Genomic DNA, 14,466 nt, shown 5'->3' on the forward strand with positions numbered 1-14,466 from the left:
GAGAGAATAGAAAGTATAAGAATCAATTTATAGTGAATATCAGTCGGGAGTTTTTAGAAAACTGAAAGCGCACTAAAAAAACACGTCTGATTTTGACAGCTTCAAAAAAGCGCACTTCCTATAATTCGCCTGTATTGTGCGGAAGGAGTGCAAGTGAATGAGTATTATCAACAATCATATCGCAACAAATCCAAAGTTTGATGCGTCTATCCAAAGCGGGTTGGAATCGTCTCGTCCCGACGTTTCACAAAAAGGCAATTATCGCGGTGAAACCGTCCGTGTTCACAATGCCACACAATCACTTTTTGATGCGATGGAAGAACTCACTTCACTCGGTTCCGAAAAAGCAGAGAAAGATCTGACTAAGCGCAAAGTGAAAGACAGTGGTGTTCGAGTTAATGAAGCACATGAACTCGTTTCGGACTATTTAAGAAAAGTCCCTGATCTTGAAAAGAATCAAAAGATCAAAGATTTGGCTACAAAAATGGCGGGAGGAAATATCTCGACCATCGCGCAATTACAAGCCTACTTGAATGGGTTTTCCGAGGAGAAAAGCCATCAATACCTAGCCCTAAAAGCCGTTAAAAAGTTTTTGAGTGCGAGTCCAGAAAGTAAACACCTACTAGCGCTGATTGACCAAGCACTTCTAAGAATCGAGCAAAACCCAGATACATGGTCTCAAATTGATACGGAAATCCGTGTCTCAAATTTTGCTGATGAATACAGCCAAGAGCAAGAGTTTAGCTCTTTGCATCAGCTGCGCGGCTTCTACCGCGATACCGTTCATAGTTATCAAGGGCTCGGCGCGGCTTATCAAGATGTAGTAGCGCGCTTTGGTGAGCAGGAGGTATCGACCGCTGTTGACTTTATGCTGCAAGGCATGAGTGCAGATCTTAGTGTTCAAGGTAGCAGTATCGACTCGGTTAAGTTGCAGTGGTTGATGTCCGATATGCAAAAACTCAAAACTCTAAATACGTTGCAAGATCGTGTGAGTCAGCTGTTCCAAATGTTTAAACCGGAAAGGACGAATTATGGCTTATCAAGTTTCTAATTTGATGGCTGATGTGATTGCGTTGGTAGAGCAGCGATGGGTAAGCAGTGATGAGATATGGAAAGTCGCCAACGCAATGGAATTGACGGCGGTAGAACAAAAAATCGATTTTTTTCGAGAGTTCCATAAGTTAGTTCGCGCAATCCCAATTGACGTATTCGCCGATGAAGAACAACGACAGAATTTAATCCAAGCGGTACAAAAGGCGCTAGACGAAGCCATTGATATAGAAGAAGAGGAAGCGTGGGAAGATGAGTTGGATTGATGCATCCGTCGATGAATTTTGCCGAGGAATGGGGCTCGATGCCGTCGATTTCTCATCAGCTGGACGGGTGCAGCTGGATTTTGAGCAAAGTGGTACGCTGCATATTGAGCGACAGGGTGAGCAGTTATTCTTGATGTTGTCTCGAGCGTTATCTTGGCATCAAACCAGTGACATGATTCAAAGTGCACTGTGTTTGTGTCATGCCGATCAAGGCTGGCCTTTCGAAATTAAAACCGGCTTGTTAGATGAACAAACTCTGGTTTTTTCAGCAAGGCTAAATGGAGAAGAAGTAACACTTCCGACCTTAGAGCAAGCGTTTACGCTTTTGGCTCGTCTACATAACGATGTGGCAGGCTCATGACTCGAGTCAGCACTTTAAACGTAGGCATCGAAGCCTTTACGCATGTTACTCATAGTGAAGTTAAGGCCGATTTCCCAGAGCGATTTCAATTGCTTCCTGATGGTCAGGCGGTCGCTACACATTTAGAGAAGCTCTATGACCTCCGGCCTTCAGACCAATATCTCATCGCGTTAACTAAGCCCAAGCTGCTGCACTCAGAGTTGTTGCGTCCAGAAAAATACCGTCAACAATTTGATGAAACGTTAGCTCAGCTGCAAGTTCTTGCACAGGATCCAGGCTCCGCTTCTTTTATCAAAGCATCTGAAACGCTACAAAGTACACAACTTGATCAGCGTTACCTCACTATGGCGCTCAATCTCCTTATCCAGGTCTAACCAACATGTTGAGATCCAAAGACATTGAACTCTTACTTGTTCACGCTGCGCTACAAGTTCAATACCAAAAGCCAGAGCATGCCATTTCTATTCTCGATGCGGTTCTAGAAATAGAACCGCAGCACAAAGAGGCGATGCAAACACTTGCTGTGGCGTGTTTACAAAGTGGTCGATATACCCGGGCGATTGAGGTGTGTGAGCACTTATTAAAATCCGACCTTCATCCTGACTCGGCAGGACTCTGGTTTTGTTTAAGCCAAGCGCGTTGGAAACAAAATGACGTCGATGGGGCACGCCAAGCGCACCGACGCTATCTGCAATCTTTAAATAGTGAATCACATGAATAAGTTGATCGATATTCTAAACAAAGTAGGGCAACGCAAAGACATCATGCTTGCGGTGATGTTACTCGCGATCGTCTTTATGATGATATTGCCACTTCCTACCGCACTGGTGGATGTGCTGATTGGCACCAACATGAGCATTGCGGTGGTGCTGCTTATGTTAGCGATTTACATCACCACGCCACTTGAGTTCTCTGCATTTCCTGCGGTGCTATTGATCACGACATTGTTTCGTCTGTCTTTATCTATCACGACAACCCGCTTGATCTTGCTACAAGGCGATGCTGGTCAAATCGTTTATACATTCGGTAACTTCGTTGTGGGCGGTAACTTAGTGGTCGGTATTGTTGTGTTCCTGATCATTACCATTGTTCAGTTTATGGTGATCACCAAAGGCTCAGAAAGGGTAGCAGAAGTTAGTGCGCGCTTCTCACTCGATGCGATGCCTGGTAAGCAGATGAGTATTGACGGTGACATGCGTGCCGGAGTAATTGACGTACACGAAGCTAGGCACCGACGATCACTGATTGAAAAAGAAAGCCAAATGTATGGCTCGATGGATGGCGCGATGAAGTTCGTTAAAGGCGACTCCATTGCGGGTCTGGTCATCATTGTGGTCAACATCTTAGGTGGCGTCACGATCGGGGTAACGCAAAAAGGCATGAGTGCTTCTGAAGCACTTGAGTTGTTTGCGATTTTGACCGTTGGCGATGGTTTGGTATCGCAGATCCCGGCACTCTTTATCGCGATTACCGCCGGTATTATCGTGACGCGTGTTTCTCATGAAGATTCTTCTGATCTTGGGTCGGACATTGGTGGGCAGGTCATTGCTCAGCCACGTGCGCTTCTTATTGGTGGTGTGCTTTTGGTGCTGTTCGCACTCATCCCTGGGTTTCCAAAAATCACTTTTTTGGTCTTGGCCGCCGTGGTTGGTGGTGGTGGTTTCTTCCTTTTCTATCAACAGAAAAAACAAGCGGAATCAGATAGCACCGACTTATCAAGCTTTGTTTCGCAAGGGGCTGGTTCGCCAGCAGCGAAGCCAAGCAAACCTACGCCTTCTAGAAACAGTAAAGGTAAGTTAGGTGAGCAAGAAGAGTTCGCCATGACGGTCCCGCTGTTGATTGATCTTGACGCGAGCCTTCAGGAAAGCTTGGAAGCGGTCGCATTAAATGAAGAGCTAGCAAGGGTGAGGCGCGCACTATATCTCGACCTAGGCGTGCCTTTCCCAGGCATCCACCTGCGCTTTAACGAGGGGATGCAAAATGGCGAGTACTTAATTCAGTTACAAGAAGTCCCGGTTGCACGAGGACGAATTGTTAAAGATCAACTCTTGGTGACAGAAGGGAATGAACAGATCGATTTATTAGGCGTGCCTTATGAGCAAGATGAAGATTTTCTACCCGGTATTTCTAGCATTTGGGTGGCACAGAGTTATGAGCAAAAACTCGTAGCCAGTCATGTCGGTTTTCTCACACCCGACAGGATTTTAACGTACCACTTGTCTCATGTTCTCAAGGAGTACGCACAAGACTTTATTGGTATTCAGGAGACGCGTTATCTGTTGGAGCAGATGGAAGGCAGTTATTCGGAGCTAGTCAAAGAGGCCCAGCGTATTGTTCCGTTGCAAAAAATGACGGAAATCTTGCAACGCTTGGTTTCTGAAGACATTTCTATCCGAAACCTTCGCGTGATCTTGGAAGCGATGGTTGAGTGGGGCCAAAAAGAGAAAGATGTTGTACAGCTGACGGAGTACATTCGTTCCAGCTTAAAACGTTACATTTGCTACAAATACGCAAGCGGACAAAACATGTTGCCCGCTTACTTATTGGATCAAAATCTCGAAGACACAATACGCAGCGGTATTCGTCAAACCTCAGCAGGGAGTTACTTGGCGTTAGACCCGTCAGTAACGCAACAATTTGTCAGTGATGTGAAACAGACCATTGGTGACTTAAGCCGCATGCCGAATAAACCTGTGCTAGTTGTGTCTATGGATGTACGCCGATATGTGCGAAAGCTTATTGAATCGGAATACTACGATCTGCCCGTTTTGTCATTTCAAGAACTAACCCAGCAAATCAATATTCAGCCACTTGGAAGGGTGGGGATGTAATGAAAACAAAACTAATACTCTCGCTGGCGCAAGCGGGGATCGAAGTGACGCCATACTTTTGGCAACAAAGTGAAATTCAACTTGGTTATCGAATTGAAGTTGAAGGCTTAGAGCTCGTTTTTCGGGTGGAGGACGGTGAAATCATCATCGTTCTTCTGAAACGCGTTCGTCCAAAATTGGGGTTGAGTAACCCCTTTGCCGGCTTATTTCTCTTGGCTGAACATGCCATTCAACTTTATCCCTCCGATTGGGTCATTCGCGGCAACGTCGATGTGTTACGTGGTAGCAACATGAGCAGCCAGCGATTGGCACAGTTCTATCTAAAAGCATGCGGTGCAAGCCATGATGAGCTAGAAGACTGGTACTGTTTACGCCTAGCAGATTATAGACCTTTGAAAAAGTTGAAAAAGTAAAAACTCACGACTGTTACTGACAGCACCGATGAGATGACCCGCTTTAAGATAGGAATCAAGATGAAGCAACCGTTTACCGATGCGATTGAGAACGCTGAGCTTGCCATTAGAAAAGCTGAAGACAGAACCGATATTTTTAACGAGCTATTGGAAGGCTTAGGTGTTGGTCCTGTTGCGGGGGATGTTTTACTTGGCGGCATAAAAGCGCCAGTAGATACCATGAAACGTGCAGAGCAAGAGCTAATAGACGAAGTCCAGCGCCGCCGGCAGCAACAAACTCAGCTACAAGGTACGTCAGGTAAACGCAGAAAGCGTCCCACAGTGATGCGCGGCATGATGATTTAGAGGTTTGGAAATGACGAATATGAAAACGACTGGCTCTACGACAGGAGCAACAGACACAGCTGCGAGTAGTGCACCATTACCCACTTTCCAACAAAACTTGATAGAGGCATTTACCCCTGTACTGGGTGAAGCAGAGACTCAGCAACTTGCCTCGATAATCTCTTCATTGCCAACTATCTCGGGACAAACGGAATCACAAAGCATCGCGCTTTATGTTGATACGCTTGAAAACCTAAAAGCGAAAAATAACGCGTTTGCTGGTATATCATTGACCGACACCGCATCTGTTTGGATAAAGTCGCTACAAAGTGCTAACTCAGAGGGCGAATTAACCGCAGCCGAGTTTAATGCTCAAACAAACCAAACGCTATCAAATCAGTTTCAGGCTTGGTTTAGTAAGCTACTGACGGAAAACGTAGATAGCTCGTTATCTACTGAGTTTGTTAGTCAATTTAATCTGGGCACCCAGAGTAACCAAGCGGAGCAGATCGCCAACCTCTCCGAGACAGAACTGGCTAATGCCACCAAAGAAATTTCTCTTTTTGTTGCAGAGCTTGCTAATCAAATGGGCTCCCGTGAAGTGAGAGATGCTTCTATTTCTTTTCTTCGCAATGCCTTTAGTAGCTTAGGTTCCGTTAATCTCGCGCAACTGAAGAGCTCGGACTTTCTGTTGACTAAAGAGAGTTTCGCCCTTCAAGTCTCAGCTCAATTAAAAAGTAGTTTTCAAGGCATTGGTATTACTTTAAGCACCGATGACGCAAGTGCGCTAGCTAGCAGAATTACCTGGACTCCTGGTATTTCTAAACAGCAGCTTAAAGAAGCGTTAGATGAAATGGCCGCTCAAGTGAAAGGCCAATATAGCGCAGCTTATGGTGAGGCGAGTGGAACGAACAATCTAAAAGCAACACTTAATACTGTCATTGGTGGAACTGAGCCTTTGACCCTTTCTAGTCTGTTCGCCAACTTCGCGGTGAGTTTAACAAATATAGAAATCGATGACTTTTACCAGGACAGCGCGATAGCCGATGTCCAAAAGACACAAATAACGGCAGCTCAAGTTAATTTGATCAAAGAAAACACCGAACGAGATATCCGATTACAGTTTGAAAAAATAGTAAAAGGTGAATCTACCGGGGCTTCATTTACTGAGCGATACGAGGCATTGCGCAAAAACTTAGGGGCATTGAAAGAGCGTCTACTCAATATCACCGATAAAGAGAAAGCGGATCGCGAGGTGAGAGCAGAGCACTCTCTAACGGCTCGTGATTTGTTGGCCGTTGTTGAGTCCAGCATTGGAGACCGTTTTGATGAGCAAGTGCTGCTTGCACTAAATGAGCGTCGTGTTAACCGTTTAGAGAAACGTAATGACCAGAAAGAGGCATTAGAGGATCTCACAATACAGCTTAAAGTTTTTGGTGTTGTGCAATCAAAAATTCACTCTACGCAAAGTGTTGATGGGGTTTATAAACCGGGATATCCAGAAAGTAACTTCAAAGCGAGTGACTTTAACTACAGCAATCAAACGGATTTTGAAGCTTCACCTGAGTACAAGTATTTGACGGATAATAAGATAACAAACCATCGAGACTTCCTTCAAACACAAGGTATTACTATCGGTGATGGTGCTTCGTACCAAGACGAAGAGAAGTCGAAAAAGCTGTCTAATTTTTCTAGTTCTGTCAGTGCTAAATCCAAGTTGCTTAACGATGAAGTGCAAATCAAAACCACTGAGCTGAACGACACCAGTTCTCAATACAACTCGACCGTTGAAGCGATGAACAAGTTTGTTCAGAAGTACCACAGTATTTTACAAGAAATCCTACGAGCCATTTAAGGATAACCAACCATGACTAAAACAAACGCGACCGATCCATCTCAAATGCAAGCAGAAGAACTGCTGTCTTTTTTGGAAGAGGGAGGCACGCTAAAAATGTTGCACGATGTGTCTCAGGACACCATCGAACACATTTATGCCGTAGGTTACAACTTTTTCCAATCGGGAAAGATTGAGCAAGCAGCGAAAGTATTTCAATTACTCAGCATGCTTGATCATTATCAGGCGCGATTTTTCATTGGCCTTGGCGCGGCTCGTCAGGAGTTGGGTGAGTATCTGCAGGCAATAGACGCCTACAGCTACGCAGCGCTAGTGGACGTAAATGATCCACGCCCACCTTTTCACTCTGCTGAATGTCACCTTAAACTGGAACAACTGACAGAAGCAGAGAGTGGGTTTTACAGCGCGAAGGAGATGTCTGCCGGAAAATCACAATATGCAGATTTGCATGAGCGTGCAGGCATCATGTTAGAAGCGGTGAGAAATAAAAAGGAGTAATTAGACTATGAGTTCTATTGCACTTGACCGCATCCAGACACAGGTTTATAGCCCTGAATCTGGCCAAGCCACGTTAGATAACGTGCAGAAAACGGCGTCTACAGCGACGCCTTCTGTGACGGTAGAAAACGTGAAGAGTAAAGATGCAGATGTACTGAACACCGGAAAAGTAAAAGTTCAGTTAGATGCACCTAACGCAGCTGTTAGTGACAAAGTGAATGATTTGACGCTAAAAGCCATGGCACAGCTGCAAAAGATCGTCGATACCATTGCAAAATCTCTCCATGCAGTTGCAGACCAAACAGGTTCGATTGCCGTCAAAATCATCGCAGGATCTGCTGATGATTTTGAAGTAGAGCTTGCTGCTATCACGGATAAACTGAAAAGTGCTCAAAACGAGCTGAAAATTCAGGAAGTGAAGGTCGCAAAAGCTAAGCACGAAAAAGAGATGGTGGAAAACCAAGACAAAATCAAAGAATCGGAAGCCGCTGCAAAAGAAGCCCAAAAATCAGGCTTAGCAGCGAAGATCTTTGGTTGGATCAGTGCGGTGGTTTCTATTGTTGTTGGTGCCGTAATGGTGGCAACGGGTGTTGGTGCAGCAGCCGGTGCACTTATGATCGCTGGTGGCGTCATGGGAGCAGTGAGCATGGCGTTGCAAGAGCCAGCCGTTCAAGATGCGCTAAAAGAAGCGGGCGTAAATGTCGATGTGCTAAACAAAGTCGTAATGGCATTAGAAATCGCCGTCGCGGTTATTGGAGCTGTTGTGACGTTTGGTGGTGCAGCAGCTGGCGGTATCGCGAAACTTGCAGCAAAAGGTGCTGGTAAGGTAGCTCAAAAGGTCACGGAAATCGCTACGAAAGCCGCTGCAAACATGGCGAAAGTGGCGGATATGGGCACAAAAGCTGCGACAACAACAGCGAAAGCGATTCGTTATGGCGCAGAAACCGTCGATCTTGCCGTCAATGTGGGTAAAGGCGCAACGGACAGTGTCCATGCTGCTAACAATGCTCACGTAACAGAGATTCAGGCTGATATCACAGACCTTCGAGCCAAAATGACGTTAAGCCAGGCTGTCATTGATAAGCTCAAAGAAGAGATTGGTAAGTTGATGGAAGACTTCCAAGAGCTGATGAGCCTCATCATGCAAATGATTCAAGCGAAAAGTGAAACTATGCAAACGGTGTTAAGCCGTCCTGCAACGGTATAAGGAGTTTATTATGCTAGATAAAGTAGGCGGAACGGGTCGTGGTGAACTATACGGTTTAGGCGATACCATTAAAACCAACAAAGCAGAAAAAGCACCGGAAACAAAGCTTGAAGCGGGCGCTGTTAAAAGCCAAAGTGAGTCAGGTGTTTCTGGTGCAGCACGCTACCAGTTAGAGACACCTAAAGCTCCCACAGTGAGTAACCAAGCTCAAGTTGTTGCAAACCTAATGAGCGCTCTTGCGCCGACGGTGAGCTCATTAATGAGCACAACGATGAAAGCACTTAACGGTGAGGAGGTGATCAAGTCACCATCAGATGCGGTATCACAATCGTTGACGCTATTAACATTGTTGTATCAAGTATCAAAGCTGAGCCGTGAGCAGCAAGTGCTACAACGTGAAATTGCTGTTGAAGCAAACGTCGCGAGTTTAGAAAGCCAAGCGGCAGAACTCAACAACTCGGCAAGCGCGATGATCGCGATGGCAGTCGTTTCGGGTGTACTAGCGGGTGCTACCGCAATTATTGGTGCCCTTGGTTCTTTCAAAGCAGGGAAAGAAATCAAGAATGAAATGGCGAGCAATAATGTACTTAAAACGCAAAAAGCTGGCTTCGATCAAGCAGAAGAGTTATTAAATAACAATAGCTTGTCTAAAACGCAGCAAGATCAGGTTAAGCGTGCGCACTCACTAGCGAAAGACAATATCGCAGACACGACAGCGCAGCTGACAAGTGGTGGCCGTAAGTTCGATAAGTTGATGAGCTCAAACCAAGCGAAGAACGCTATTCTTCAAGCTTTGGGCCAGATGGCAAACTCAGCATCGAATGTAGAGCAAACCAAAGCGCAAGCGCGCAGCAAAGATGATGAAGTACAAGCGACTCGCGCACAAGCAGCCAAACAGAAAGCCGATGAAAACATTGGTTTCCAAGAAGGCTTATTGAAAGAGCTACGTGACTTGTTCCGATCTATCTCAGATAGCCAGAACCAAGCGTGGCGAGCATCAGTCCCAACGGTGTAACCATCCGTTTCACTAACTACAAAGCGTTGTTTATACAACGCTTTTTTTATGGGATTCAAGTCTAAATGCTATTTATCAGTAGGTTAAGTTGATAAAAAAGTATATATCTATAAATCAACCTCCAAGGATGAGAACTTAAACGTTATCAAATTGTTAACGATTGCTATACTTAAACGGTCATCAACACAAGTAAAAGGGATGTTCAATGTTTAAGTTTAAGCAAATCGCACTTGCGGCTTCTTTGGCTGCACTCACAACAGGCTTTTCTGCGTCTGCGGAGGAAACGTTTGTCACGATTGGTACCGGTGGCGTAACAGGGGTTTATTATCCGACTGGTGGCGCTATTTGTCGCTTGGTTAACAAATCGCGAGAAGATCACGGTATCCGTTGTTCGGTAGAAAGTACTGGGGGGTCGATTTATAACATCAACACTATTCGTGCTGGTGAATTGGACCTTGGTATCGCGCAATCAGACTGGCAGTATCATGCTTACAAAGGAACCAGTAAGTTTGAAGAAAGCGGGCCTTTTAAAGAGCTGCGCGCCGTATTCTCCGTTCATCCAGAACCGTTTACTGTCGTTGCACGTAAAGACGCGAACATCAAAACTTTTGATGACTTGAAAGGTAAGCGCGTCAACATTGGTAATCCTGGTTCTGGTCAGCGAGGTACTATGGAAGTGCTAATGAACCAGTATGGTTGGAGTAACGACGACTTTAAGCTTGTCTCTGAGTTAAAAGCAGCAGAGCAATCAAAAGCACTTTGTGATAACAAAATTGATGCGATGATTTATACCGTTGGTCACCCAAGTGGAGCGATTAAAGAAGCCACTACGTCGTGTGATAGTAATATCGTAACGGTAGCTGGACCTAATGTAGAAAAACTGGTTGCAGACAACAGCTTCTATCGTGTCGCAAATGTCCCAGGTGGTATGTATCGTGGCACAGATAGTGATGTTCAAACCTTTGGTGTGGGCGCGACGTTTGTTTCTTCTACTGCGGTACCAGAAGATGTGGTTTATAACGTGGTTAAAGCGGTATTTGAAAACTTCGATGATTTCCGCCGTCTCCACCCAGCGTTTGCAAACTTGAAGAAAGAGGAAATGGTAAAAGACGGTTTATCTGCGCCTCTTCACCCAGGTGCGCTCAAATACTACAAAGAAGTAGGGCTGATTAAGTAAGCGTTACTTTCTCTTATTATTGATGTAAAACGCCATCTTTCTCGATCAATGCCACTCGTTTAACCGCGAGTGGCATATTTCTATTTCTTGTCATCCTGTACAGCGACGAAGGAGCGTGATACAGGATCTTCCATCCGAGCACTTTGTGATCAAAATGGTTTCATTAGCCGCTCAGTGTAGTGCTATTAGATTACTAACCTCGCTGGAGTGACACAAAAAATCGTTAGGCTATCTGCATTAATCTTTCGCGCTAGCGTTTTTTAGGAGTGTTATCCACTTGTACAAGTTTTGCTTAAACATAAACATCAATGAAAAAGTAGAGAGTGATGAGAATAGAAGAAAGAGCAACAAACCCTTTAACATGATTGGGATTCAGTTGACGAGATACACGAGCTGCAAGATACCCACCTACCAACGTACCGACCAAAACAACACTACCTGTGTGCCAATCAATGGAGCCATTGGCAACAAAAATCACGATAGCAATGAGTGAAACACACGTAGATACGAGCAATTTCAAACCGTTCATTAAATTAATGTCTTGGTGACCAGCTACTACCAGATAACTCAGAACAATAACCCCTAAACCTGCGTTGAAAAAACCACCGTAAGCAGAGACACCAACAAGTAGTAAACCCAACGCGATTGCTCCGAGTATGCCAGCATGTTTGTGCTCTTTCGCGACAGTTTTGATTAGCATTGTTAAACGAGAACCGGTGAGAAAAAGCACGGTGGCAAATAAGAGTAACCAAGGGATAGCTTCCATAAATAGCGATTCTGGCGTGTTGAGCAACAGATATGCTCCGACAGCGCCGCCGACTAAACTGAATGAGACTGTGAACAGCAGTTCATGCTTGTTCTTCATGATCTCTTCTCTGAACCCGACGGCTCCGCTAATGTAACCCGCACATGAAGCATACGTGTTTGTTGCGTTAGCCATAATAGGAGGAACACCAACTGCCAATAGAGCCGGAAAAGTAATAAAGCTTCCGCCTCCTGCTATGGAGTTAATGATCCCACCAATTACGCCAGCAACGAATAAAAGTGCGAGTTCTAAAAGCATAAACAATCCTTGTTATGTTCTTTTTCATTGTTAGAGCTTCAGATGCTCTAACCCACATGCTCTAATGTTCTGATATGAGGTTTACTTTACCCGCTCTAAAACAAAATTGTTCAGTTCTGTAACGTTTTTGATGACATGAACGGTTTTACTTTGAGAGTACCCTTCGAGGCGAGACATAAAGTCATCATTCCAGAATGCAGGGCATTGCTGAAGAACTTTGTAGCTTTGTAACGTTCCTTTCAGTACCGAACTACCATCAGGCCAACCTTCAGGTTTAATGAAAAGTCCTTTAAGGAGACGTTTCGTCACAAACCAATAGCTTACTGAGTATGGTAGATCAATATAAATGAGAGTATCGGCTGCATCTAAACGAGCGTTACAAGAGCTGATCGGTCCAAGGCCATCTATAATCCAACGATCTGAGCTTAGTATATTGCTATGGGCTTCATCAAAAACGTTACGCTCAACGGGATCACCGTTTGGTTTATAGACTATTGAATCTAATTGATGAAGAGGAAGACCGGTAGCAGACGCGATTGCTTTACTTACCGTCGATTTTCCACTGCCGGGTTTACCAAAAACTGCTATTTTTTGCATTGTGACCGCCTCCAAGAGAGCTTTTCCCATACGGTAGAGACAGAAAACCCACCGTTATGGGTGGGTTCGATAAATACTGAGCGCATCAAAAAATCCCACCATTCCTATGGAATGATGATAATTCGTTGGTTAAGTTGCGCTAAGTGTGTGTTCATACAATCACCTTCATATAACGACAGTGATTTGTCAATACCATCTGCACAATAAGCGAACGATTTGGAGGGCGGAAGATAAAGCCATCACGATGGATGGCTTTATCTAGGTTGAAAGAGACAGCGATTACTGCTCAACGCTGACTGGCTGTGCTTTAAACTTTTGAATCAGCTTTACGATTAGTGGACTTGCCAATACCAATACAGCTAAAACAGTAAAGGTAAGGGTAATAGGACGCTCCCATAGGAAACTCAGTTCTCCATCTGAAATCATTAATGCGCGGCGTAAGTTCTCTTCCATTAATCCTCCAAGGATGAAGCCCAGCAATAAAGGTGCGAGTGGGAAGTTAGCGAGCCGAAGTGCAATGGCAGCCATAGCCACAATCAGCATCACGAACACATCCATAGTATTAAAAGAGACCAAATAAACGCCGGTGATTGAGAAGAATAAAATCATCGGTAGAAGCACCGTTCTTGGAACCGCCAAAAGCTTTGAAATGTACGGAATCAACGGTAAGTTCAGGATTACAAGTACGATGTTGCCGAAGTACATGGAAATGATCACTGACCAGAACACATCTGGGTGTTCAACAAATAGGCGAGGGCCAGGTTGAATACCATAAGCGATCAGCGCACCGAGCATTATTGCTGTTGTACCAGAGCCCGGAATACCAAGCGTTAATAGCGGTACAAATGAACCACTAGATGCTGCATTGTTCGCAGACTCTGGCGCAACCAAACCACGTATACTGCCTTTACCGAACTCATCCTTTTTCTCTTTAGGTGCGAGGTTGCGCTCCATACCATAGCTTAAAAAAGCAGCAATGGTTGCCCCTGCGCCAGGAAGAACGCCAGTGAAGAAACCTAATATTGAAGAGCGAATTGAAACAGGCGCAACATCTTTGATTTCTTCCTTGGTCACTTTCATTGAGCCAATGTTGCTCAGCTTTTCTTGTTCTTCATCGCTGGTGTCTTTTGATGGTTTAAGGATGCCCATCAGTGTCTCACCCAGTGCGAATGTCGCCATTGCAAGCAACAAGAAGCTAAAGCCATCCATTAAATCCGTTAAACCGAAGGTAAAGCGTTCAACGCCTACGCCTTTATCGATTCCAACTGTAGATAGCATCAAACCAAGAATGGTCATCATCCACGCTTTGATTACCTGACCTTTCCCCGCAAAAGCCGCGACTGCTGATAACCCAAGTAGCATCAACGCAAAATAGTCCGACGATTGGAAGCTAAGGGAGACGCTAGCCAATGCTGGTGCGGCAACAAGCAACATAATGGCAGATAGCGTACCGCCAGTGAAAGACGAATAAGCTGCCAAAGCTAATGCTTTACCTGCCTGGCCTTTTTGAGCCATTGGGTAGCCGTCGAATGCTGTGACCACGGTTGAAGAACAACCCGGCGCGTTAATTAAAATCGACGATGTAGAACCACCAAATACCGCACCGTAATAAACACCCGCCATTAAAATAAGGCCAGAGGAGGGCTCTAGGCCATAAGTAATTGGGATCATCAAAGCAATGGCTGAGATCGGCCCAAGTCCAGGTAACATGCCGATAAATGTACCGACGAAGCAACCAACGATCACCATCATAATGTTCATTGGCATTACTGCGGTGGATAAACCTTGTAGAATTCCATCTAACATAAT

16 protein-coding genes are annotated in these 14,466 nt (G+C 45.0%); 13 read left to right on the top strand and 3 right to left on the bottom strand.

The window, feature by feature from the left end:
* Window positions 1–157: 157 nt before the first annotated feature.
* From sctW to R8N46_RS17315, 13 genes are all read left to right on the top strand, one after another.
* On the top strand, window positions 158–1,051 hold the full coding sequence (gene sctW / locus R8N46_RS17255) for a type III secretion system gatekeeper subunit SctW (protein WP_053307014.1): 894 nt from the start codon (window positions 158–160) through the stop codon (window positions 1,049–1,051).
* Window positions 1,032–1,316, top strand: coding sequence for a TyeA family type III secretion system gatekeeper subunit (locus R8N46_RS17260; RefSeq protein ID WP_005377239.1), 285 nt, complete (start codon window positions 1,032–1,034; stop codon window positions 1,314–1,316). The genes sctW and R8N46_RS17260 overlap by 20 nt, the downstream gene beginning before the upstream one ends.
* Window positions 1,303–1,677, top strand: a complete 375-nt coding sequence (sycN, locus tag R8N46_RS17265; RefSeq protein ID WP_137282051.1) for a type III secretion chaperone SycN — start codon at window positions 1,303–1,305, stop codon at window positions 1,675–1,677. Before R8N46_RS17260 ends, sycN begins: the two co-directional genes overlap by 14 nt.
* Window positions 1,674–2,051, top strand: a complete 378-nt coding sequence (gene vscX / locus R8N46_RS17270; RefSeq protein ID WP_171346039.1) for a type III secretion system protein VscX — start codon at window positions 1,674–1,676, stop codon at window positions 2,049–2,051. Before sycN ends, vscX begins: the two co-directional genes overlap by 4 nt.
* A gap of 5 nt (window positions 2,052–2,056) precedes the next feature.
* Window positions 2,057–2,398: a type III secretion system chaperone VscY gene (vscY, locus tag R8N46_RS17275; protein ID WP_005377248.1), complete on the top strand. Its 342-nt coding sequence runs from the start codon at window positions 2,057–2,059 to the stop codon at window positions 2,396–2,398.
* On the top strand, window positions 2,382–4,508 hold the full coding sequence (vcrD, locus tag R8N46_RS17280; RefSeq protein ID WP_086013006.1) for a SctV family type III secretion system export apparatus subunit VcrD: 2,127 nt from the start codon (window positions 2,382–2,384) through the stop codon (window positions 4,506–4,508). The genes vscY and vcrD overlap by 17 nt, the downstream gene beginning before the upstream one ends.
* Entirely contained in the window at window positions 4,508–4,921 is a 414-nt protein-coding gene (locus tag R8N46_RS17285; RefSeq protein ID WP_005377252.1) for an LcrR family type III secretion system chaperone, read from the top strand. Before vcrD ends, R8N46_RS17285 begins: the two co-directional genes overlap by 1 nt.
* 60 nt (window positions 4,922–4,981) lie before the next feature.
* Complete coding sequence (locus R8N46_RS17290; RefSeq protein ID WP_005377254.1) at window positions 4,982–5,266, top strand: LcrG family type III secretion system chaperone; 285 nt, start codon at window positions 4,982–4,984, stop codon at window positions 5,264–5,266.
* A gap of 10 nt (window positions 5,267–5,276) precedes the next feature.
* Window positions 5,277–7,100, top strand: coding sequence for a virulence-associated V antigen (locus R8N46_RS17295; RefSeq protein ID WP_275115185.1), 1,824 nt, complete (start codon window positions 5,277–5,279; stop codon window positions 7,098–7,100).
* Between the two features lie 12 nt (window positions 7,101–7,112).
* A complete protein-coding gene (gene vcrH / locus R8N46_RS17300) occupies window positions 7,113–7,598 on the top strand; it encodes a SycD/LcrH family type III secretion system chaperone VcrH (RefSeq protein WP_005377258.1) in 486 nt (161 codons plus the stop codon).
* A gap of 7 nt (window positions 7,599–7,605) precedes the next feature.
* Window positions 7,606–8,805 (top strand): type III secretion system translocon subunit VopB, encoded by a 1,200-nt coding sequence (gene vopB / locus R8N46_RS17305; RefSeq protein ID WP_005377260.1) that lies wholly within the window; start codon window positions 7,606–7,608, stop codon window positions 8,803–8,805.
* Between the two features lie 10 nt (window positions 8,806–8,815).
* On the top strand, window positions 8,816–9,820 hold the full coding sequence (vopD, locus tag R8N46_RS17310) for a type III secretion system translocon subunit VopD (protein WP_005377262.1): 1,005 nt from the start codon (window positions 8,816–8,818) through the stop codon (window positions 9,818–9,820).
* A 205-nt stretch (window positions 9,821–10,025) separates the two neighbouring features.
* The gene (locus tag R8N46_RS17315; protein ID WP_005388171.1) at window positions 10,026–10,997 is read left to right on the top strand and encodes a TAXI family TRAP transporter solute-binding subunit; all 972 of its coding nucleotides are present in this window, start codon (window positions 10,026–10,028) and stop codon (window positions 10,995–10,997) included.
* Window positions 10,998–11,289: 292 nt separating this feature from the next.
* On the opposite strand, the gene R8N46_RS17320 is transcribed toward R8N46_RS17315, so the two are convergent.
* The 3 genes from R8N46_RS17320 to R8N46_RS17330 all read right to left on the bottom strand — a co-directional run bounded on the left by R8N46_RS17320 (window position 11,290) and on the right by R8N46_RS17330 (window position 14,463).
* Window positions 11,290–12,060: a sulfite exporter TauE/SafE family protein gene (locus R8N46_RS17320; RefSeq protein WP_053350349.1), complete on the bottom strand. Its 771-nt coding sequence runs from the start codon at window positions 12,058–12,060 to the stop codon at window positions 11,290–11,292.
* A gap of 81 nt (window positions 12,061–12,141) precedes the next feature.
* Window positions 12,142–12,657 carry an adenylate kinase gene (locus R8N46_RS17325; protein WP_318098485.1) on the bottom strand — a complete coding sequence of 172 codons (516 nt, stop codon included), beginning with the start codon at window positions 12,655–12,657 and terminating at the stop codon, window positions 12,142–12,144.
* A 279-nt stretch (window positions 12,658–12,936) separates the two neighbouring features.
* On the bottom strand, window positions 12,937–14,463 hold the full coding sequence (locus tag R8N46_RS17330) for a tripartite tricarboxylate transporter permease (RefSeq protein WP_005388177.1): 1,527 nt from the start codon (window positions 14,461–14,463) through the stop codon (window positions 12,937–12,939).
* Between the last annotated feature and the right edge of the window lie 3 nt (window positions 14,464–14,466).

The sequence above is a fragment of the Vibrio sp. 1874 genome, from assembly GCF_033344395.1.
Classification (GTDB): domain Bacteria; phylum Pseudomonadota; class Gammaproteobacteria; order Enterobacterales; family Vibrionaceae; genus Vibrio; species Vibrio alginolyticus.

Coding starts and splice junctions, on each gene's coding strand:
- R8N46_RS17330 (WP_005388177.1), bottom strand. CDS start 14,463: ATGTTAGATGGAATTCTACAAGGTTTATCCACCGCAGTAATGCCAATG.
- R8N46_RS17290 (WP_005377254.1), top strand. CDS start 4,982: ATGAAGCAACCGTTTACCGATGCGATTGAGAACGCTGAGCTTGCCATT.
- R8N46_RS17320 (WP_053350349.1), bottom strand. CDS start 12,060: ATGCTTTTAGAACTCGCACTTTTATTCGTTGCTGGCGTAATTGGTGGG.
- vopD (WP_005377262.1), top strand. CDS start 8,816: ATGCTAGATAAAGTAGGCGGAACGGGTCGTGGTGAACTATACGGTTTA.
- R8N46_RS17325 (WP_318098485.1), bottom strand. CDS start 12,657: ATGCAAAAAATAGCAGTTTTTGGTAAACCCGGCAGTGGAAAATCGACG.
- vscX (WP_171346039.1), top strand. CDS start 1,674: ATGACTCGAGTCAGCACTTTAAACGTAGGCATCGAAGCCTTTACGCAT.
- vscY (WP_005377248.1), top strand. CDS start 2,057: ATGTTGAGATCCAAAGACATTGAACTCTTACTTGTTCACGCTGCGCTA.
- R8N46_RS17295 (WP_275115185.1), top strand. CDS start 5,277: ATGACGAATATGAAAACGACTGGCTCTACGACAGGAGCAACAGACACA.
- R8N46_RS17315 (WP_005388171.1), top strand. CDS start 10,026: ATGTTTAAGTTTAAGCAAATCGCACTTGCGGCTTCTTTGGCTGCACTC.
- R8N46_RS17285 (WP_005377252.1), top strand. CDS start 4,508: ATGAAAACAAAACTAATACTCTCGCTGGCGCAAGCGGGGATCGAAGTG.
- sycN (WP_137282051.1), top strand. CDS start 1,303: ATGAGTTGGATTGATGCATCCGTCGATGAATTTTGCCGAGGAATGGGG.
- sctW (WP_053307014.1), top strand. CDS start 158: ATGAGTATTATCAACAATCATATCGCAACAAATCCAAAGTTTGATGCG.
- R8N46_RS17260 (WP_005377239.1), top strand. CDS start 1,032: ATGGCTTATCAAGTTTCTAATTTGATGGCTGATGTGATTGCGTTGGTA.
- vcrH (WP_005377258.1), top strand. CDS start 7,113: ATGACTAAAACAAACGCGACCGATCCATCTCAAATGCAAGCAGAAGAA.
- vopB (WP_005377260.1), top strand. CDS start 7,606: ATGAGTTCTATTGCACTTGACCGCATCCAGACACAGGTTTATAGCCCT.